19 protein-coding genes are annotated in these 19094 nt (G+C 68.8%); 16 read left to right on the top strand and 3 right to left on the bottom strand.

What is annotated here, in order from left to right; translation table 11 throughout:
• Positions 1–84 precede the first annotated feature (84 nt).
• Positions 85–1083, top strand: coding sequence for a DUF58 domain-containing protein (locus AACL56_RS09090; RefSeq protein WP_339089511.1), 999 nt, complete (start codon positions 85–87; stop codon positions 1081–1083).
• Positions 1080–2117 (top strand): VWA domain-containing protein, encoded by a 1038-nt coding sequence (locus AACL56_RS09085; RefSeq protein ID WP_339089510.1) that lies wholly within the window; start codon positions 1080–1082, stop codon positions 2115–2117. The genes AACL56_RS09090 and AACL56_RS09085 overlap by 4 nt, the downstream gene beginning before the upstream one ends.
• Here the strand turns inward: AACL56_RS09085 and AACL56_RS09080 are convergent.
• Positions 2114–2698, bottom strand: coding sequence for a TetR/AcrR family transcriptional regulator (locus tag AACL56_RS09080; protein WP_339089508.1), 585 nt, complete (start codon positions 2696–2698; stop codon positions 2114–2116). The two genes, AACL56_RS09085 and AACL56_RS09080, sit on opposite strands and share 4 nt — an antisense overlap.
• 131 nt (positions 2699–2829) lie before the next feature.
• On the opposite strand from AACL56_RS09080, the gene AACL56_RS09075 reads away from it, so the two are divergent.
• Positions 2830–3633, top strand: a complete 804-nt coding sequence (locus tag AACL56_RS09075; protein ID WP_339089507.1) for an SDR family NAD(P)-dependent oxidoreductase — start codon at positions 2830–2832, stop codon at positions 3631–3633.
• Here the strand turns inward: AACL56_RS09075 and AACL56_RS09070 are convergent.
• Together AACL56_RS09070 and paaY are read right to left on the bottom strand one after the other, a co-directional pair.
• Positions 3615–4265, bottom strand: a complete 651-nt coding sequence (locus AACL56_RS09070; RefSeq protein ID WP_339089506.1) for a TetR/AcrR family transcriptional regulator — start codon at positions 4263–4265, stop codon at positions 3615–3617. The two genes, AACL56_RS09075 and AACL56_RS09070, sit on opposite strands and share 19 nt — an antisense overlap.
• Before the next feature lie 64 nt (positions 4266–4329).
• Positions 4330–4944: a phenylacetic acid degradation protein PaaY gene (gene paaY, locus AACL56_RS09065; protein ID WP_339089505.1), complete on the bottom strand. Its 615-nt coding sequence runs from the start codon at positions 4942–4944 to the stop codon at positions 4330–4332.
• Between the two features lie 159 nt (positions 4945–5103).
• On the opposite strand from paaY, the gene AACL56_RS09060 reads away from it, so the two are divergent.
• The 13 genes from AACL56_RS09060 to paaZ all read left to right on the top strand — a co-directional run bounded on the left by AACL56_RS09060 (position 5104) and on the right by paaZ (position 19072).
• Positions 5104–5907 carry an enoyl-CoA hydratase-related protein gene (locus tag AACL56_RS09060; protein ID WP_339089504.1) on the top strand — a complete coding sequence of 268 codons (804 nt, stop codon included), beginning with the start codon at positions 5104–5106 and terminating at the stop codon, positions 5905–5907.
• Positions 5908–5910: 3 nt separating this feature from the next.
• Complete coding sequence (paaI, locus tag AACL56_RS09055; protein WP_339089503.1) at positions 5911–6348, top strand: hydroxyphenylacetyl-CoA thioesterase PaaI; 438 nt, start codon at positions 5911–5913, stop codon at positions 6346–6348.
• Between the two features lie 144 nt (positions 6349–6492).
• Positions 6493–7803 (top strand): phenylacetate--CoA ligase PaaK, encoded by a 1311-nt coding sequence (paaK, locus tag AACL56_RS09050; protein WP_339089502.1) that lies wholly within the window; start codon positions 6493–6495, stop codon positions 7801–7803.
• Between the two features lie 34 nt (positions 7804–7837).
• On the top strand, positions 7838–8848 hold the full coding sequence (gene paaA / locus AACL56_RS09045; protein WP_339089501.1) for a 1,2-phenylacetyl-CoA epoxidase subunit PaaA: 1011 nt from the start codon (positions 7838–7840) through the stop codon (positions 8846–8848).
• Complete coding sequence (paaB, locus tag AACL56_RS09040) at positions 8845–9141, top strand: 1,2-phenylacetyl-CoA epoxidase subunit PaaB (protein WP_093123531.1); 297 nt, start codon at positions 8845–8847, stop codon at positions 9139–9141. The genes paaA and paaB overlap by 4 nt, the downstream gene beginning before the upstream one ends.
• A 21-nt stretch (positions 9142–9162) precedes the next feature.
• Positions 9163–9942, top strand: coding sequence for a 1,2-phenylacetyl-CoA epoxidase subunit PaaC (gene paaC, locus AACL56_RS09035; protein WP_339089498.1), 780 nt, complete (start codon positions 9163–9165; stop codon positions 9940–9942).
• Positions 9943–9953: 11 nt separating this feature from the next.
• Positions 9954–10472, top strand: coding sequence for a 1,2-phenylacetyl-CoA epoxidase subunit PaaD (gene paaD, locus AACL56_RS09030; RefSeq protein ID WP_339092836.1), 519 nt, complete (start codon positions 9954–9956; stop codon positions 10470–10472).
• Between the two features lie 130 nt (positions 10473–10602).
• On the top strand, positions 10603–11688 hold the full coding sequence (paaE, locus tag AACL56_RS09025) for a 1,2-phenylacetyl-CoA epoxidase subunit PaaE (RefSeq protein WP_339089497.1): 1086 nt from the start codon (positions 10603–10605) through the stop codon (positions 11686–11688).
• 138 nt (positions 11689–11826) lie between these two features.
• Positions 11827–12972, top strand: a complete 1146-nt coding sequence (locus AACL56_RS09020) for an ABC transporter substrate-binding protein (RefSeq protein ID WP_339089496.1) — start codon at positions 11827–11829, stop codon at positions 12970–12972.
• Positions 12973–13103: 131 nt separating this feature from the next.
• Positions 13104–14132 carry a branched-chain amino acid ABC transporter permease gene (locus AACL56_RS09015; protein ID WP_339089495.1) on the top strand — a complete coding sequence of 343 codons (1029 nt, stop codon included), beginning with the start codon at positions 13104–13106 and terminating at the stop codon, positions 14130–14132.
• Positions 14129–16042, top strand: coding sequence for a branched-chain amino acid ABC transporter ATP-binding protein/permease (locus AACL56_RS09010; protein WP_339089493.1), 1914 nt, complete (start codon positions 14129–14131; stop codon positions 16040–16042). The genes AACL56_RS09015 and AACL56_RS09010 overlap by 4 nt, the downstream gene beginning before the upstream one ends.
• Positions 16039–16854, top strand: a complete 816-nt coding sequence (locus AACL56_RS09005) for an ABC transporter ATP-binding protein (protein ID WP_339089492.1) — start codon at positions 16039–16041, stop codon at positions 16852–16854. Before AACL56_RS09010 ends, AACL56_RS09005 begins: the two co-directional genes overlap by 4 nt.
• 157 nt (positions 16855–17011) lie before the next feature.
• Entirely contained in the window at positions 17012–19072 is a 2061-nt protein-coding gene (gene paaZ / locus AACL56_RS09000; RefSeq protein ID WP_339089490.1) for a phenylacetic acid degradation bifunctional protein PaaZ, read from the top strand.
• Positions 19073–19094 lie beyond the last annotated feature (22 nt).

The raw sequence follows: 19094 nt of genomic DNA, 5'->3' as shown, positions 1-19094 counted from the left end.
CCTGGTGCCGCTTCGCCGGCCGCCGTGCCGTGAGCAATGCCTGCGGTCCGGCAGGGCCGGGCGCGCGGCGTACACGGGAATCGCATGAAAAGCTGGTGGCGCAAGGCCCCTGCGGCCGCGAACGACGAACGGCTGGCGGCCGAAGCGGCCGTGGCCGGCGGGGCCGAGCGCGCGCTGCGCCGGCTCGAGTGGACCGTCATCCGCCGGCTCGACGGCCTGCTGCAGGGCGACTACCGCACGCTGATGCGCGGCGCCGGTCTCGACCTGGCCGACCTGCGCGAGTACCAGCACCACGACGACGTGCGCCACATCGACTGGAACGTCACCGCGCGGCTGCAGACGCCGCATGTGCGCGTGTTCACCGAGGACCGCGAGATGTCCGCCTGGTTCGTGCTCGACCTGAGCCGCTCGGTCGACTTCGGCTCGGGCCTGAAGGCCAAGCGCGAGATCTCGGCGGGCTTCGTCGGCGTGCTGGCGCGGCTGCTGACGCGCCATGGCAACCGCGTGGGCGCGCTGGTCTACGGCAACGACCTCGAAGCCGTGATCCCGCCGCGCAGCGGGCGCCGCCATGTGCTGCACCTGCTGCACGCCATGGAAAGGCGCGCCGACAAGGCCGGGTTTTCCCCCACGCAGAAGGGCATGACGCGGCTGGACGACCTGCTGAAGTCGGCGGCCACGCTGATGCCGCGCCGCTCCACCGTGTTCGTGGTGTCCGACTTCCTGAGCGAGCCCGGTTGGGAGCGTCCGCTGGGGCAGCTCGTGCAGCGCCACGAGGTGGTGGCCGTGCGGCTGTTCGATCCGCTCGAGCTCGAGCTTCCCGACCTCGGCCTGGTGCCGCTGCGCGACGCGGAGACCGGCGAGCAGCTGTGGGTGGACACGCACGACGCCGGCTTTCGCAAGCGCTTCGCGCGGCTGGCGTCCGAGCGCGAGACCGCACTGCGCGCGGCGCTCGCCAAGGCCGGCGTCGACGCACTCGAACTCTCGACCAACGACGACCTGGTGGAAGCCATCGTCCGGTTCGCCGACCTGCGCAAGCGCCGCGCGCGCATGGGACCGGCTGGCATGAAGGCGGTGGCAGCATGACCTTTCTCTGGCCTCAATTCCTCTGGCTGCTGGCGGCGCTGCCGCTGCTGATCCTGCTCTACCTGTGGCTGCTGCGCCGCAAGAAGAAGCTGGCGGTGCGCTATGCCAGCCTGTCGATCGTGCGCGAGGCGATGGGCCCCGGGCAGAGCCTGCGGCGGCACATCCCGCCGCTGCTGTTCCTGCTGGCCATGGCCGCGATGCTGATTGCAGCGGCGCGGCCGATGGCGGTGGTGGTGCTGCCGTCGAACCAGCAGACCATCATCCTGGCGATGGACGTGTCGGGCAGCATGCGCGCGGCCGACGTGCAGCCCAACCGGCTCGTGGCCGCGCAGGAAGCGGCCAAGAGCTTCATCAAGGACCTGCCGCGCAACGTGAAGGTGGGCATCGTGGCGTTCGCCGGCAGCGCGCAGGTGGCGCAGTTGCCCACCACCAACCACGAGGACCTGGTGACGGCCATCGACAGCTTCCAGCTGCAGCGCGCCACCGCCACCGGCAATGCCATCGTGGTGTCGCTGGCCACGCTGTTCCCCGACGCAGGGCTGGACGTGGAGCAGTTCAGCGCGCCGAGCCGCCAGCGCGGCGCGGCCATCGACCAGTCGGAGAAGAAGCTCAAGGAATTCACGCCCGTGGCACCCGGTTCGTTCACCTCGGCCGCCGTGATCATGCTGACCGACGGCCAGCGCACCACCGGCGTCGATCCGCTCGACGCAGCCAAGGCCGCGGCCGATCGCGGCGTGCGCATCTACACGGTGGGCGTGGGCACGGTCGACGGCGAGACCATCGGCTTCGAGGGCTGGTCGATGCGCGTGCGGCTCGACGAGGACACGCTCAAGGCCATCGCCAACAAGACCAATGCCGAATACTTCTACGCGGGCACTGCCGACGACCTGAAGAAGGTCTACAACACGCTGAGTTCCAAGCTCACCGTGGAGAAGAAGGAAACCGAGATCTCCGCGCTGTTCGCGATGGGCGCGGCCGTGCTCACGCTGCTGTCGGCGGGGCTGTCGCTGCTGTGGTTCAACCGCATCCTTTAGGGTCCTTCGGCCCGGCGTGAAGGCCCGGCCGCCTGCAGGCCGCCCAGAACCTCGCGCAGGATTTCCTCCGAGAGCGCCTCGTCGTCCACCGCGCGGGCCAGCACCACGCCGCCATACATCGAGGCCAATGTGCGGATCGCGTCGCCGCGCGCATTCTTCTTCGAGCGCCACGGGAAGTTGCGCGTGAAACGGTCGATGACCGACTTGAGGTACGCGGTGAGCGACGCGCCCACGCCCGCGCTGCTGTCCGACAGCCCAGCGAACGCCGCCACCAGGCAGCCTTCGGCGCGTGCGTCGCGGTGCTCGTGGCTCAGGTAGTCGCGCACGTAGGCACGCATGGCGTCGGGCGATTCGCCGGCGGCATCGAGGTCGACCAGCGCGCGGTCGGCGGAATGCGAAATGCACGCCGCCATCAGCGCTTCCTTCGAGTCGAAGTGGTTGTAGAAGGGCCCGTGCGTGAGGCCCGTGGCTTTCATGATCTCGCTCACGCTCACGCCGAAGCCGCGCTCCTTGAACAGGCGGGAGGCCTCGTCGAGGATCTTCTGGTGCTTTTCGGCGGTTTCTGCTGCGGGGTATCGCATGTGACCTCTTCCTGTTCCGGGGTACTTCTAAAGCTCACTTGACGCTAAGCATGATAGTCATCATGCTTCGATCCGCCAAGCATGATGGTCATCATGCTTTGAGCACCAACCCACACCTGAACGGATTCGAAATGAGCGAACAAGCAACCCCTGGCACCGCCGTGGTCACAGGCGCCTCCGCCGGTCTCGGCAAGATCTACGCGGACCGCCTGGCGCGGCGCGGCTACGACCTGCTGCTGGTGGCCCGGCGCGGCGACCTGCTGGAAGAAACGGCAAAAGCCTTGCGCAGCGCCTACGGCGTGAAGGTGCGCACACTGACAGCCGACCTGGGCGCCGCCGCGGACCTCGAGCGCGTGGCCGAGGCGGTCGCCACCGACCCGTCGATCACGCTGCTGGTCAACAACGCGGGCACCTCGACGCTGGCACCCGTGGCGCAGACCTCGGCCGCACAGCTGCAGTCGATGCTCGACGTGAACATCCATGCGCTCGCGCGGCTGAGCCATGCGGTGCTGCCGGCCTTCAAGGCGCGCAACCGCGGCACGCTGGTCAACATCGGCTCGGTGCTGGGATTCCACACGCTGCCGATCAGCAGCATCTACAGCGGCACCAAGGCCTTCGTGCTGGCGTTCACGCGCGGGCTGCAGGACGAAGTGGCCGGCACCGCCGTGAAGGTGCAGCTGGTGCTGCCGGCGGCCACGGCCACCGACATCTGGGAGCTGTCGGGCGTGCCGGTGTCGAACCTGGCCGAAGGCACGGTGATGGCGGCCGAACACTGCGTGGATGCCGCGCTCGCCGGGCTCGACCTGGGCGAGCCGATCACGATGCCGTCGATGAACGAGGCCGCCCTGCTCGCCAACTTCACCGATGCGGGCGCCCGGCTCTTCGGCGCGTCGCAGAACGGCAAGCCGGCGGCGCGTTACTCGGTGACGGCCTGAGCGGCCCGGGCGCTGGCCTCGATCGCCGCATAGTCCGGCGATTTCACGGCCGCAATGCCGCCCAGGAACAGGTCGGCCACGATCGGCGCGATGGCCGCGTGGTCGAGCTTTCCGTCGGGCTTCATCCAGGTGAACATCCAGTTGATCATGCCGAACAGCAGCATGGTCAGCGGTTTGGCGAGGTCGTCGCTGGGGGCGCCGGGGCGCAGCGCCGACACCGCGCGCGCAAAGCCGGCGACCACCTCGCGCTCCTTGTCGAGCACGCGTTCGCGGTCGGCCTCCTCGAGAAAGCGCACGTCGTCCGTCAGCACGCGGTGCGCGTCCTGGGCGCCGGCGTACTCCTCGACGATGCGGTAGATGAAGCGGCGCAGGCGCTCCTCGTCGGTCTGGGTCGACGCTTCTTCCTCGGCCACCAGCGCCGCCAGCTTGGACACGTGCGTCTCGGCGATGCTGATGAGCAGGCTGCTCTTGTCCTTGTAGTAGTGGTAGAGCGTGGCCTTCGAGAGGCCGCAGGCCTCGGCCACCTGGTTCATCGAGGTGGCCGGGTAGCCGCTGCGCGCGAACAGCTGGGCGGCCTGCGCGAGGATCAGTTCTCGCTGGTCGTCGTAGGTGGCGGATCTTCCACGCGGCATCGGGTCGGGTTCCTGGGTTGGTCGTTCGAAGGCAACGCGCGATCTTGCACGAAGCGGCAGCGGGTCAGCCGCCCTCGCTTCCCCGCTTGGTGGCGATGAGCGAGCGCACGTCGGTCTGCGGCAGGCGCGGCCGGCCAGCCTCCACCTGCGCGAGCGGCGCCACTTCATGCAGGCTTGCCAGGCTGCGCACCGTGAGCGCCTGGTAGGTCTGCGTGCCTTCGAGCTTCCAGGCGATCTCGTCGTCGCTCAGCTCGCGCTTCACCTTGGCGGGAATGCCCGCCACCAGCGAGCGCGGCGGCACCTTCATGCCGGCCGGAACGAACGCGCAGGCCGCGACGATCGACTTCTCGCCGATCTCGGCCTCGTCCATCACCACCGCGTTCATGCCCACCAGCGCATCGCGCCGCACGATGCAGCTGTGCAGGATCGCGCCGTGGCCGATGTGGCCGTTGACCTCGACCACCGTGTCGTTCTCGGGAAAGCCGTGGATGCAGCAGTGGTCCTGCACGTTGGAGCCCTCCTCCAGCACGATGCGGCCGAAGTCGCCGCGCAGGCTGGCGCAAGGGCCGACGTAGCAGCGCGGGCCGACGATCACGTCGCCGATCAGCACCGCCGTGGGGTGCACGTACGCGCTCGGGTCGACGACGGGAATCACGCCGTCGATGGAATAGCTGGGCATTCGGTCTCCTTGTTATGCATGCTTCTGGCGGGTCCTAGGGTTTGCCCTAAATGGTCCCCGCTTGTGCCGTGGTCGGGGTCGATCCTAAAATCAACCGAACGGTCGGTCAATAGTGTTTGCACGTTGGCCGGCGCCCACGAAGGAAGAAAGAGACATGCAATGACTGAGCCTTTGGTACTCATCAGCAATGCCGGCGCGGTGCGCACGCTGAGCCTCAACCGCCCTGCGGCGCTCAACAGCTTCACCACGGAACTGCATGCCGAGCTGCTGGACGCGCTCGAGTCGGCGGCCGCAGACGAAGGCGTGCGCTGCGTGGTGCTCACCGGCGCCGGCCGTGCCTTCTGCGCCGGCCAGGACCTGGCCGACCCGTCGGTCGCTCCCGATCCGACGCCCGGTGCGGCGCCCAAGGACCTGGGCCATGTCATCTCCACCTACTACGGGCCTCTGGTCGCCCGCCTGCGCTCGATGCCGGTGCCGGTTGTCGCGGCCGTGAACGGCGTGGCCGCGGGCGCGGGCGCCAACCTGGCGCTGTGCTGCGACCTCGTGGTGGCCGGCCGCTCGGCCAGCTTCATCCAGGCCTTCACCAAGATCGGACTCGTGCCCGACACCGGCGGCACCTGGCTGCTGCCGCGCCTGGTGGGTTCGGCGCGCGCGCTGGGCATCGCGATGCTGGGCGACAAGCTGCCCGCCGAGGAAGCCGCACGCATCGGCCTGATCTGGCAGTGCGTGGACGACGCAGCGCTGGCCGACACGGCCGCCGCCCTCGCCTCGAAGCTCGCCGGCATGCCGACCCGCGCGCTCGTCGCCACGCGCCAGGCCATGAACGACGCACAGGGCATGGACCTGCGGACCGCGCTCGACGAGGAAGCCCGCGTGCAGCGCGCCCTGGGCAATGCCGATGACTACCGCGAAGGCGTCGAGGCTTTCCGCGCCAAGCGCGCTCCCGTCTTCAAGGACCGCTGAGCAATGACCGACTCCACCCGCACCCCCCAGCAGACCGCCGAGTACGTGCGCGACGGCATGTTCGCGAACGACAACGCGAGCAAGGGCCTCGGCATGCGCATCGTCGAGGTCGGGCCGGGGCAGGCCACGATCGAGATGCGCGTGCGCCCCGACATGCTCAACGGCCACGCCATCTGCCATGGCGGCTTCATGGCCACGCTGGCCGACTCGACCTTCGCCTTCGCCTGCAACTCGTACAACGAGCTGACCGTGGCCTCGGGCTTCGCCATCGACTTCATCGCGCCGGCGCGCGAGGGCGACGTGCTCACCGCGCGTTGCCAGGAAGTGTCGAAGGCCGGCCGCACCGGCGTGTACGACACCGAAATCACCAACCAGCGCGGCGAGCGCATCGCGATCTTTCGTGGCCGCTCGTACACGGCCAAGGGCCGCCCAGCCGTATGAACACCACAAGGCTTGCCCACTGCGTGTGGCCTCCTACCCCCTTGCAGGGGGCGATACCAGCGGCCCGGCAAAGCCGGTTCCGCGGTATCCCGCAAAGGGAATCTTCTCTTTGATGAAGCTCGCTTCACCACAAGGCTCAACACCATGACCGTGAAACACCCCGCCCCCGGCGACCTGGACCCCATCGAGACCGCGAGCCGCGACGAGATCGCCGCGCTGCAGCTCACGCGTCTGCGCGCCACGCTGCGCAATGCCTACGACAACGTGCCGCACTACCGCAAGGCATTCGATGCCAAGGGCGTGCACCCCGACGACCTGAAGTCGCTCGCCGACCTGTCGAAGTTCCCGTTCACGGTGAAGAGCGACCTGCGCGACAACTATCCCTTCGGCATGTTCGCCGTGCCGCGCGAGAAGGTCGCGCGCATCCACGCTTCGTCGGGCACCACCGGCAAGCCGACGGTGGTGGGCTACACGCTGAAGGACATCGACACCTGGGCCGACCTGGTGGCCCGTTCCATCCGTGCGGCGGGCGGACGGCCCGGCGACATGATCCACGTGTCGTACGGCTACGGCCTGTTCACGGGCGGCCTGGGCGCGCACTACGGCGCCGAGCGCGCGGGCTGCACCGTCATCCCGATGTCGGGCGGCCAGACCGAGAAGCAGGTGCAGCTCATCCAGGACTTCAAGCCGAACATCATCATGGTCACGCCCAGCTACATGCAGGTGATCATCGAGCAGTTCGAGCGCCAGGGCCTCGACGCGAAGCACAGTTCGCTGCAGGTCGGCATCTTCGGCGCGGAGCCGTGGACCGAAGCCATGCGCCGCGACATCGAGGCCAAGGCCGGCCTGGACGCGGTCGACATCTACGGCCTGTCCGAAGTGATGGGCCCGGGCGTGGCCAGCGAATGCGTGGAGAGCAAGGACGGCCCCGTCATCTGGGAAGACCACTTCTACCCCGAGATCATCGACCCCGAAACGGGTGAGCTGAAGGCCGACGGCGAAGAGGGCGAGCTCGTCTTCACCTCGCTGAGCAAGGAGGCCATGCCCATCGTGCGCTACCGCACGCGCGACCTCACGCGCCTGCTGGCGCCCACCTCGCGCTCGTTCCGCCGCATGGGCAAGATCGTCGGGCGCAGCGACGACATGATGATCATCCGCGGCGTCAACGTGTTCCCCACGCAGGTCGAGGAGATCGTGCTCGCGCACCAGGCGCTCTCGGGCCTGTACCAAGTGCATGTGAGCCGCGCGGACAAGCTCGACCAGGTCGAGGTGCACTGCGAGCTCAATGCCTCCGACGCCGCATCGGCCGACCGCGCCGCCATCGGCGACTGGGTGCAGCACCGCGTGAAGACGCTCATCGGCATCTCCACCCGCGTGGTGGTGCATGCGCCCAACGAGATGGAACGCACCCAGACCGGCAAGGCACGCCGCGTGATCGACACGCGCCCGCGCTGAACCGCCCCCACACACCCACCGAAAGGAAACGCACATGTACACCCAGGCAATGGACACCATGGGCAAGGACGCAGGCGACGGCAAGCAGAAAGCCGTTCGCTCGGCCGAGGAAATGCAGCTCGAGGAACGCTTCGATGCCCACATCGACGCGGGCGACTTCATCGAGGCGAAAGACTGGATGCCCGAGCACTACCGCAAGACGCTGGTGCGCCAGATCAGCCAGCACGCGCATTCCGAGATCGTCGGCATGCTGCCCGAGGGCAACTGGATCAGCCGCGCGCCCACGCTCAAGCGCAAGGCCATCCTGCTGGCCAAGGTGCAGGACGAAGGCGGCCACGGCCTCTACCTGTATGCCGCCGCCGAAACGCTCGGCACCTCGCGCGACCAGATGTTCGACGCGCTGCACAGCGGCAAGGCCAAGTACAGCTCGATCTTCAACTACCCCACGCTGACCTGGGCCGACATGGGCACCATCGGCTGGCTGGTCGACGGCGCGGCCATCATGAACCAGGTGCCGATCTGCCGCTGCTCGTACGCGCCGTACGCGCGCGCCATGATCCGCATCTGCCGCGAGGAGAGCTTCCACCAGCGCCAGGGCTACGAAGCCCTGCTGACCATGATGACCCACGGCACCGACGCGCAGAAGGCCATGGTGCAGGACGCGGTCAACCGCTGGTGGTGGCCCTCGATCATGATGTTCGGCCCGCCGGACGACCAGTCACCCAACTCGGCGCAGTCGATGCGCTGGGGCATCAAGCGCTTCAGCAACGACGAGCTGCGCCAGAAGTTCATCGACGCCACTGTCGAGCAGGCGCGCATCCTCGGCGTGACCCTGCCCGACCCCGACCTCAAGTGGAACGAGGAGCGCCAGGCGCACGACTTCGGCACCATCGACTGGAGCGAGTTCTGGCGCGTCATCGGCGGCGACGGCCCCTGCAACCGCGAGCGACTGCAGGCCCGTGTGGACGCCTGGGAAGACGGCGCCTGGGTGCGCGAAGCCGCGCTGGCCCATGCCAACAAACAACCGATGAAGGAAGCAGCATGAGCACCGAAGCAAAACAAGAATGGCCCCTGTGGGAAGTGTTCGTGCGCAGCAAGGCCGGACTGGACCACAAGCATTGCGGCAGCCTGCACGCGGCCGACTCGAAGATGGCCATCCAGATGGCGCGCGACGTGTACACGCGCCGCCAGGAAGGCAGCAGCATCTGGGTCGTGCGTTCCGAGCAGATCGTGGCGAGCGACCCGGGTGACAAGGACATGTTCTTCGATCCGGCCGAGGACAAGGTGTACCGCCACCCCACGTTCTATGCCCTGCCCAAGTCCGTGGACCACATGTGATCGGCCATTGACGGGAACATCATGCAAGCATCGATCGAACTGAACCGCACGTCCGAAGTGCAGTACCTGCTGCGCATCGGCGACACCTGCCTGGTGCTCGCGCAGCGCCTGGGCGAATGGTGCGGGCACGCACCCGTGCTCGAGGAAGACATCGCGATGGCCAACATCGCGCTCGACCTCGTGGGCCAGGCGCGCGCGCTGCTCACGCATGCCGGCAAGCTCGAAGGCGCAGGCCGCGAACACGACGAAGACCAGCTGGCCTTCCTGCGCGAGGAGCGCGACTACTTCAACCTCACCATCGCCGAACTGCCGCGAGGCGACTTCGCCTTCGCCGTGGTGCGCAACACCATGGTGTCGACGCTGCTCAAGCTGCTGTGGCAGCGCCTGTACACATCGAACGACGCCGAGGTGGCGGCCATCGCCGGCAAGGCGCTGAAGGAAGCCCGCTACCACCAGGAGCATTCGGCCGACTGGGTGGTGCGCCTGGGCGACGGCACCGAGGAATCGCGCCGCCGCACCGAGCGCGCGCTGAAGCAGCTGTGGCTGTACGTGCCCGAGCTGTTCCACAGCGACGACGTGGATGCCGACGCCAGCGCCAGCGGCCTCGGCCCGGCATGGAGCGAACTGCGCGAGCCGTGGCTCGCCGAGATGCAGCACGTGCTCGACGCGGCCGGCCTCGCCATGCCCAGGGAAGCCGCCTTCCGCAGCACCGGCAAGCAGGGCGTGCACAGCGAGCACATGGGCTACATCCTGGCCGAGATGCAGCACCTGCAGCGCAGCTTCCCCGGGGGCGTGTGGTGACGTCCGACACCATGACGGCCGCGCGCGTCGACGCCGCCTGGGCCGTGCTGCACACCGTGCCCGACCCCGAGGTGCCGGCCGTGTCGGTCTGCGACCTGGGCATCGTGCGCGAGGTGATCGAGCACGACGACGGCCTGGAGGTGGTGCTCACGCCGACCTACTCCGGCTGCCCCGCGACCGAAGCCATCGAGCACGACGTGCTGGCCGCCATCGAGCAGGCCGGGCTCGGCCGGGCACGCGCCACGCTGCGCCGCGCGCCCGCCTGGAGCAGCGACTGGATCAGCGACGAAGGCCGCGCCAAGCTCAAGGCTTACGGCATCGCGCCGCCGGCGCACCTGAACGCCGAGCAGGCCGCGAACACCGCCATGCCGATCAAGCTGTTCGGCCGCATCGCGGGCGAGCGCATCGCCTGCCCGCGTTGCGCGAGCGAGCGCACCGAGCGCCTGTCGGCCTTCGGATCGACCGCCTGCAAGGCCCTCTATCGATGCATGGCCTGCCGCGAACCCTTCGAGCATTTCAAGCCCATATGAAGAACCACCCCCAGGCTTCGCGCACTGCGTGCCGCTTCTCCTTGCCCCTCGAGGGGGCGCTGCCCGTGGCCCGGCAAGGCCGATTCCACGGCAGCACTGGACAGACGCCTGGCAACCCCGAGCATTCAGCATGAGCACCCTTTTCCATCCTCTGCGCGTGAAGGCCATCGAGCCCGACACGTCCGAGGCCGTCATCGTCTCCTTCGACGTGCCCGGCAGCCTGCGGGAAGTCTTCGGCTTCACGCAGGGCCAGTACCTCACGCTGCGCAAGGACATCGACGGCCAGGACCTGCGCCGCTCCTATTCGATCTGCGCCGGCATCGACGACAACGAGCTGCGCGTCGGCGTGCGCAAGGTGCGCGGCGGCGTCTTCTCCAACTGGATCAACGCGCACCTGCAGCCCGGCGACGAGGTGCAGGTGATGGCGCCGCAGGGCCGCTTCTTCGTGCCGATCGAGCCGCAGTCCGCGCGCCACCATGTCGGCATCGCGGGCGGCAGCGGCATCACGCCCATCCTGTCGATCATGAAGACCGTGCTGGCGCGCGAGCCGCAAAGCCGCTTCACGCTCATCTACGGCAACCGGCAGCTGCAGTCCACGATGTTCAAGGAAGAGATCGAGGACCTGAAGAACCGCTACATGACGCGCCTGGTGCTGCAGCACGTGTTCTCCGACGAGCACACCGACTCGCCGCTGGGCTTCGGCGTGATGAACCGCGAGAAGATCGGCGAGTTCCTCAAGAGCGTGGTGCCCGCCGCACAGATCGACCACGTGTACGTGTGCGGCCCGTTCCAGATGAACGACGAGGCAGAGGCTGCGCTGCTCGCGGCCGGCGTGCCCGAGGAGCGCATCCACATCGAGCGCTTCGGCGTCGCGCTGCCCTCGGCCACGCAGGTGGGCGCGGTGGTGCACGAGCCCCAGCCGGGCGACGCCAAGCAGGCGCGCATCACCATCGTGCGCGACGGCCTGCAGCGCGACATCACCTACACCGAAGGCCAGCCGAGCATCCTCGACGCGGCATCGGCCGCCGGACTCGAAGTGCCGTTCTCGTGCACGTCAGGCGTGTGCGGAACCTGCCGCGCGAAATGCGTGGACGGGGAAGTCCGCATGGAAAGAAACTTCGCGCTCGACAAGAATGAAGTGGCCGCCGGTTTCGTACTGACCTGCCAGGCACACCCCCTCACGGAGCGCGTCACGCTCTCTTTCGACGAGCGCTGAAAAAAATGAGCATTCCCCAGGCCTGCCCGCGTTTTTCGCAGGCAACGCCATCGGCCCGGCAGCGCCGGACCCGCGGCATTTCTGGATAAGCTTCAGAGCTTTGCAACAACTGTTAACCAACCCGGAGACAAGCCAACCATGAAATTCTTCAAGCCCCTGCTGATTGCCGCCCTGTGCGCCACGGCCCTCTCGGCCTGGGCCGACGTCAACGTCGGCGTGACCATCTCGGCCACGGGCCCGGCAGCCTCGCTGGGCATCCCCGAGAAGAACACCATCTCGCTGATGCCCAAGACGATCGGCGGGCAGAAGATCAACTACATCGTGCTGGACGACGCGTCCGACACGACGGCCGCCGTCAACAACACGCGCAAGCTCATCGCCGAGAACAAGGTCGACGTGATCCTGGGCTCGACCACCACGCCGGCCTCGCTCGCCATGATCGACGTGGCCAGCGAAGCGCAGACGCCGATGATCTCGGTGGCCGCCTCGGCCCGCATCATCGAGCCGATGGACGCCAAGAAGAAGTGGGTCTTCAAGACGCCGCAGAACGACATCATGATGTCGCTCGCCATCGCCGAGCACATGGCCAGCAACGGCGTGAAGACCGTCGCCTTCATCGGCTTCTCCGACGCCTACGGCGAAGGCTGGTCGCAGGAGTTCGCCAAGGCGGCCGAGCTGAAGAAGATCAAGATCGTGGCCAACGAGCGCTATGCGCGCACCGACACCTCGGTGACCGGCCAGGCGCTGAAGATCATGTCCGCCAAGCCCGATGCGGTGCTGATCGCCGGTTCCGGCACGCCGGCCGCGCTGCCGCAGAAGACGCTGAAGGAACGCGGCTTCACCGGCAAGATGTACCAGACCCACGGCGTGGCCAACGCCGACTTCCTGCGCGTGGGCGGCAAGGACGTGGAAGGCACCTTCCTGCCCGCCGGCCCCGTGCTGGTGGCCGACCAGCTGCCCGCCGCCAACCCGGTGAAGAAGTCCGCGCTCGCCTATGTGGCTGCCTATGAAGCCGCCTACGGCAAGGGCTCGACCTCGACCTTCGGCGGCCACGCCTGGGACGCCGGCCTGCTGATGACCGCGGCCGTGCCCGTGGCGCTGAAGAAGGCCCAGCCGGGCACACCCGAGTTCCGTGCCGCGCTGCGCGACGCGCTCGAGCAGACCAAGGAAGTGGCCGGCGCGCACGGCGTGTTCAACATGACCGCGACCGACCACCTGGGCCTCGACCAGCGCGCACGCGTGATGGTGAAGATCGAAAACGGCGCCTGGAAATACCAACCATAAGCCCGCCCCCAGGCTTCGCGCACTTCGTGTCGCTTCGCCACCCCCCTGCCGGGGGCAACACCTGAGGGCCGGCAAAGCCGGTTCCTCGGTGTTCCTGAACTGAGTCACGGGCGACGCCCGAAGGTTGTTTTATGGATTTGCAGATCGCCCTGCTGCTCGGGCAGGACGGCATCGTGAACGGCGCGGTCTACGGACTGATGGCGCTCGCGCTGGTGCTGGTTTTTTCGGTCACACGCGTGATCTTCATCCCGCAGGGCGAGTTCGTCGCCTTCGGGGCGCTCTCGATGGCCGCACTGCAGGGCGGGCATGCGCCCTCCACGCTGTGGCTGCTGCTGGCCCTGGCGGTGGCGGTGCTGGTGGTCGAGGCCTGGCGCTGGAAGCGCGGCGCCACGGTCGACTGGCGCTCCGCGCTGACCTGGTGCGTGGCCTTCCCCGCTGTGGCCGCGGCACTGGTGCTGGTGCTCAAGCCCACCTCGCTGGCCGCGCAGTCGCTCACCGTGCTGGTGCTGATCGCGCCGCTCGGACCGTTGCTGTATCGCCTGGCCTACCGCCCGCTGGCCGACGCCAGTGTGCTGATGCTGCTGATCGTGTCGGTCGCGCTGCACGGCGTGCTGGTCGGCCTGGGACTGTTCTTCTTCGGCGCCGAGGGCTCGCGCACCAGCGCCTTCTCGGAGGCGCGCTTCGACCTCGGCGGCATTCCCGTCAACGGCCAGTCGCTGGTCGTGGTGGGCGTCACGCTGGTGCTGGTGATCGCGATGTTCTGGTTCTTCGGCCGCTCCATGATCGGCAAGGCGCTGCGCGCCACCGCCATCAACCGCGTCGGCGCACGGCTGTCGGGCATTCCCACCGAGCTGTCGGGCGACCTGAGCTTCGCGCTGGCCGCCCTGATCGGCGCGGTGTCGGGCCTGCTGATCGCACCGATCACCACCGTCTACTACGACACCGGCTTCCTGATCGGCCTGAAGGGCTTCGTGGCCGCCATCGTCGGCGGTCTCGCGAGCTATCCGCTGGCGCTCGCGGGCGCACTGCTGGTGGGCCTGCTCGAGGCCTTCTCCTCCTTCTGGGCCAGCGCATACAAGGAAGTGCTGGTCTTCACTTTGATCATCCCGGTGCTGTGGTGGCGTTCGCTGCGCAGCCATCACGTGGAGGACGAGGAATGAACCCGTCTTCATCGACCACTGCTTCGTCTTCCGCCGCCAACGCCGTGCCCGAGGGCCGTCCGCTGGTCACGCCGCGCGTGCTCACGCTGGTGTGCATCGTCGCGCTCGCGCTGGCCTGGGGCTGGCTGCCCCCGTTCACCGTCACCGTGCTCAGCAACATCGGCCTGTACGCGCTGGTGGCGGTGGGCCTGGTGCTGCTCACCGGCGTCGGCGGCATGACCTCCTTCGGCCAGGCCGCGTTCGTCGGCATGGGCGCCTATGCCACGGCCTGGATCTGCACCTCGCCCACCGCGGCCGGCTGGCTCGGCGGCCTCGCGGGTTCCGCGCTGGTGCCGTGGCTCGGACTGCTGCTGGGCCTGGTGCTGACCTTCGCGCTGGCCTGGGCGCTCGGCGCGGTCACGCTCAAGCTCTCTGGCCACTACCTGCCGCTGTGCACCATCGCATGGGGCCTGAGCCTGTACTTCCTGCTGGGCAACATGGAGTTCCTCGGCGGCCAGACCGGCATCACCGGCATTCCGCCGCTGGTGGTGGCGGGCTTCTCGTTCGCCACGCCGCGCATGCTGGGCGTGGTGATCTGGGCGGTGCTGCTGCTGGCGCTGTGGGCCATGCACAACCTGCTCGACTCGCGCGAAGGCCGCGCCATCCGCGCGCTGAAGGGCGGCCGGCTCATGGCCGAGTCGATGGGTGTCGACACCGCGCGCCACCGCATCAAGCTGTTCGTGCTGGCCGCGCTGCTGGCGGCCATCTCGGGCTGGCTCTACGCGCACATGCAGCGCTTCGTGAACCCCACGCCCTTCAACCTGAACATCGGCATCGAGATGCTGTTCATGGCGGTGGTCGGCGGCGCGGGCCACCTGTGGGGCGCGGTGCTCGGCGCTACGCTGATCACGCTGCTCAAGGAAAAGCTGCAGGACGTGCTGCCCGCGCTGCTGGGCACCAGCGGCAACTTCGAGGTGATCGTGTTCGGCCTGCTGATGCTGTTCGTGCTGCAGCGCTTCGCGGACGGCCTGTGGCCCACGCTGGCACGGCTCACGCGCCGATGGGTGCGCGAAATGCCGCGCGCCGCCACGGCCGGCCCGGCCGTCTCGAGCACCGAGCAGCTCGCGCAGCATGCGCTGCCGGCCACCGGCACGCTGCTGCTGCAGGCCGACGGCGTGACCAAGCGCTTCGGCGGCCTGGTCGCCAACAACGACATCTCGATGAGCCTGAAGGCCGGCGAGGTGCATGCGCTGATCGGCCCCAACGGCGCCGGCAAGAGCACCTTCTTCAACATGATCTCGGGCGTGGACGACCCCACCACCGGCGAGGTGCGGCTGGCCGGCCAGCCCATGACGGGCAAGCCTTCGCGCGCCTTCGCTTCGCTGGGCCTGGGCCGCACCTTCCAGCACGTGCGCCTGCTCGGCCAGCGCAGCGTGATCGAGAACGTGGCGCTCGGCGCCCACCTGCGCGCCAGGCGCGGCTGGCTCGCCGCGATGCTGCGGCTGGACCGCGCGGAAGAAGCCGCGCTGATGGCCGAGGCACGCAGGCAGATCGAGCGTTGCGGCCTCGGCGCGCATGCCGACACGCCGGCCGCGTCGCTCTCGCTGGGCCAGCAGCGCGTGGTCGAGATCGCGCGCGCGCTGGCGGGCCAGCCCTCGGTGCTGCTGCTCGACGAACCGGCCGCCGGCCTGCGCCACCTGGAGAAGCGCGCGCTGTCGGAACTGCTCGCGCAACTGCGCGCCGAAGGCCTGGGCATCCTCGTGGTGGAACATGACATGGAATTCGTGATGAACCTCGCCGACCGCATCACCGTGCTGGAGTTCGGCACCGTCATCGCCACCGGCACGCCCGCCGAAGTGCAGGCCAACCCGCGTGTGCTCGAGGCCTACCTCGGCGGCGCGGACGACGAGCTGCTGGAGGACGCGCAATGAGCATTGCAGGACCGCTCCAAGACGCGAAGGCCCCCTCGGGGCGCAGCGCATTGCACGAAGCGACAAGCGGGGGGACACATTCCGGCCATCCGCTGCTTCAGCTCGACGAATTCTGCGTCGCCTACCGCACCGTGGAAGCGGTGCACAGCGTGCACCTGCAGGTGAACGAGGGCGAGATCGTCACCGTCATCGGCCCCAACGGCGCCGGCAAGACCACGCTGCTGTGCGCGGCCATGGGCCTGCTGCCGTCCACCGGCCGGCTGTCGCTGGACGGCGAGCGCATCGCACGCCCCGGCGTGGAAGCCATGGTCGCGCGCGGCGTGGCCCTGGTGCCCGAGCGGCGCGAGCTGTTCGGCGAGATGTCGGTCGAGGACAACCTGCTGCTCGGCGGCTTCTACCAGTGGCGCAAGGGCAAGCGCGACCAGCGCGCACGCATGGACGAGGTCTTCGAGATCTTCCCGCGCCTGAAGGAGCGCCGCCCGCAGATGGCCTCCACGCTGTCGGGCGGCGAGCGCCAGATGCTGGCCATCGGCCGTGCGCTCATGGCACGCCCGCGCCTGCTGATGCTCGACGAACCCTCGCTGGGCCTGGCCCCGCTGGTGGTGCGCGAGGTGCTGCGCGTGGTGTCGCAGTTGCGCAGGCACGGCGTGTCGGTGCTGCTGGTCGAGCAGAACGCCCGCGCCGCGCTGCAGGTGGCCGACCGTGCCTACGTGCTCGAGATGGGCGCCGTGGCGCTGGAAGGCCAGGCGCGCGACCTGCTGCACGACCGGCGGATCATCGACACGTACCTGGGCATCGGCAAGAAAGAGTGATCCGGTTTTTCTCCCTCCCCTTCCGGGGGAGGGTTGGGGTGGGGGCACGCGGCGTCCGACAGAGCACCGCGCCGAACCAGCGCCGCTTGCCCCCATCCCCGCCTTCCCTCTGAGGGGGAAGTAGCAAGGCAACTCACAGTCGAAGGACACACGCACCATGACCACCACCCTCCAAAGCTACATCGCCGGCCGCTGGATCGGCCAGAAGGCTTCGCAGCAGCTGCACAGCGCCGTCAACGGCAAGCCCGTCGCCGCGACGCACGCCGAGGCCATCGACTTCGCCGAGGCGCTGCAGTACGCGCGCCGCACCGGCATTCCAGCGCTCATGAAGCTCGACTTCCAGCAGCGCGCCGAACGGCTGAAGGCGCTGGCCAAATACCTGGCGGCGAACAAGGAAACGCTCTACGCCATCTCGGCCCATACCGGCGCCACGCGCGCGGACAGCTGGATCGACATCGAGGGCGGCGCCGGCACGCTGAGCGCCTACGCCGGCATCGGCACCAACGAGCTGCCATCGGGCAACCTTGTGCATGAAGGCCCCGCCTTCCCGCTGGGCAAGAAGGGCGGCTTCGCGGGCACGCACATCCTGGTGCCGCGCGGCGGCGTGGCGGTGCACATCGACGCGTTCAACTTCCCGGTGTGGGGCCTGCTCGAGAAGTTCGCGCCCAGCTTCCTCGCGGGCATGCCCTGCATCGGCAAGCCGGCCACGGCCACCAGCTACCTCACCGAGGCCGCGGTGCGGCTCATCGTGCAGTCGGGCATCCTGCCCGAGGGCGCGCTGCAGCTGGTCATCGGCAGCACGGGCGACCTGCTCGACCGGCTCGAAGGCCCCGACGTGGTCACCTTCACCGGCTCGGCCGACACCGCCGCGAAGCTGCGCGTGCACCCGAACATCGTGCACCAGTCGATCCCGTTCAACGCCGAGGCCGACTCGCTCAACTGCGCGATCCTCGCGCCCGACGTCACGCCCGACGACGAGGAGTTCGACCTCTTCGTGAAGGAAGTGGCGCGCGAGATGACCACCAAGGCCGGCCAGAAGTGCACGGCCATCCGCCGCGCGATCGTGCCGCGCCAGCACCTCGACGCGGTGGCCGAGCGCCTGCGCGCGCGGCTGGCCAAGACCGTGGTGGGCGACCCCTCGCTCGAGAACGTGCGCATGGGCGCCCTCGCCTCGCGCGACCAGCAGGCCGACGTGGCCGAGCGCGTGGCCACGCTGCTGCAGGGCGCGGAGCTGGTGTACGGCGAGCGCGACGGCTTCTCGCCCGTGGGCGACGGCGTGGCCGAGGGCGCCTTCTTCGCGCCCACGCTGCTGCTGAGCCGCAAGCCGCTCGAGCACGACGCGGCGCACGACGTCGAAGCCTTCGGCCCCGTCAGCACGCTGATGCCCTACGACGGCATCGACGAAGCGCTCGCGCTGGCCGCGCGCGGCCGCGGCAGCCTCGTGGGAACGCTGGTCACGCGCGACCCGGCCATCGCGGCCAAGGCCATTCCGGTGGCTGCCGCCTGGCACGGCCGCCTGCTGGTGCTCGACCGCGAAGCCGCCACCGAATCGACCGGCCACGGTTCACCGCTGCCGCAGCTCAAGCATGGCGGCCCGGGACGCGCCGGCGGCGGCGAGGAACTCGGCGGCCTGCGCGCGGTGAAACACTATCTGCAGCGCACCGCGGTGCAGGGCTCGCCCACCATGCTGGCCGCCATCACCGGCGAGCATGTGCGCGGCGCGGCCGTTCGCGAGAGCGAGGTGCACCCCTTCCGCCGCTACTTCGAGGACCTGCGCGTGGGCGATTCGCTGCTCACGCACCGCCGCACGGTGGGCGAGGCCGACATCGTCGCCTTCGGCGGCCTGTCGGGCGACTATTTCTACATGCACTTCGACGAGATCGCCGCGAAGGAATCGCCCTTCGGCAAGCGCATCGCGCACGGCTATTTCGTGCTGTCGGCGGCCGCCGGCCTGTTCGTCTCGCCCGCGCCCGGCCCGGTGCTGGCCAACTACGGCCTGGACACGCTGCGCTTCACCAAGCCGGTGGGCATCGGCGACACCATCCGCGCGCGCCTGACCTGCAAGCGCAAGATCGACCGCAACAAGAAGGATGCCACGGGCCAGGGCCAGGGCGTGGTGGCCTGGGACGTCGAGGTGACCAACCAGGACGGCGAGCTGGTGGCCAGCTACGACATCCTGACGCTGGTCTCCAAGAAACCCGAGGCCAGCGCAGCCTGATATGCGCCCGGGCATGGGCCGG

Origin of the sequence: Variovorax paradoxus (assembly GCF_902712855.1) — a bacterium.
Taxonomy (GTDB): domain Bacteria; phylum Pseudomonadota; class Gammaproteobacteria; order Burkholderiales; family Burkholderiaceae_C; genus Variovorax; species Variovorax paradoxus_Q.
Note: the sequence above shows the minus strand (reverse complement) of the source record. Positions and strands in the feature narration are given on the sequence as shown.

Coding starts and splice junctions, on each gene's coding strand:
- AACL56_RS09090 (WP_339089511.1), top strand. CDS start 85: ATGAAAAGCTGGTGGCGCAAGGCCCCTGCGGCCGCGAACGACGAACGG.
- AACL56_RS09085 (WP_339089510.1), top strand. CDS start 1,080: ATGACCTTTCTCTGGCCTCAATTCCTCTGGCTGCTGGCGGCGCTGCCG.
- AACL56_RS09080 (WP_339089508.1), bottom strand. CDS start 2,698: ATGCGATACCCCGCAGCAGAAACCGCCGAAAAGCACCAGAAGATCCTC.
- AACL56_RS09075 (WP_339089507.1), top strand. CDS start 2,830: ATGAGCGAACAAGCAACCCCTGGCACCGCCGTGGTCACAGGCGCCTCC.
- AACL56_RS09070 (WP_339089506.1), bottom strand. CDS start 4,265: ATGCCGCGTGGAAGATCCGCCACCTACGACGACCAGCGAGAACTGATC.
- paaY (WP_339089505.1), bottom strand. CDS start 4,944: ATGCCCAGCTATTCCATCGACGGCGTGATTCCCGTCGTCGACCCGAGC.
- AACL56_RS09060 (WP_339089504.1), top strand. CDS start 5,104: ATGACTGAGCCTTTGGTACTCATCAGCAATGCCGGCGCGGTGCGCACG.
- paaI (WP_339089503.1), top strand. CDS start 5,911: ATGACCGACTCCACCCGCACCCCCCAGCAGACCGCCGAGTACGTGCGC.
- paaK (WP_339089502.1), top strand. CDS start 6,493: ATGACCGTGAAACACCCCGCCCCCGGCGACCTGGACCCCATCGAGACC.
- paaA (WP_339089501.1), top strand. CDS start 7,838: ATGTACACCCAGGCAATGGACACCATGGGCAAGGACGCAGGCGACGGC.
- paaB (WP_093123531.1), top strand. CDS start 8,845: ATGAGCACCGAAGCAAAACAAGAATGGCCCCTGTGGGAAGTGTTCGTG.
- paaC (WP_339089498.1), top strand. CDS start 9,163: ATGCAAGCATCGATCGAACTGAACCGCACGTCCGAAGTGCAGTACCTG.
- paaD (WP_339092836.1), top strand. CDS start 9,954: ATGACGGCCGCGCGCGTCGACGCCGCCTGGGCCGTGCTGCACACCGTG.
- paaE (WP_339089497.1), top strand. CDS start 10,603: ATGAGCACCCTTTTCCATCCTCTGCGCGTGAAGGCCATCGAGCCCGAC.
- AACL56_RS09020 (WP_339089496.1), top strand. CDS start 11,827: ATGAAATTCTTCAAGCCCCTGCTGATTGCCGCCCTGTGCGCCACGGCC.
- AACL56_RS09015 (WP_339089495.1), top strand. CDS start 13,104: ATGGATTTGCAGATCGCCCTGCTGCTCGGGCAGGACGGCATCGTGAAC.
- AACL56_RS09010 (WP_339089493.1), top strand. CDS start 14,129: ATGAACCCGTCTTCATCGACCACTGCTTCGTCTTCCGCCGCCAACGCC.
- AACL56_RS09005 (WP_339089492.1), top strand. CDS start 16,039: ATGAGCATTGCAGGACCGCTCCAAGACGCGAAGGCCCCCTCGGGGCGC.
- paaZ (WP_339089490.1), top strand. CDS start 17,012: ATGACCACCACCCTCCAAAGCTACATCGCCGGCCGCTGGATCGGCCAG.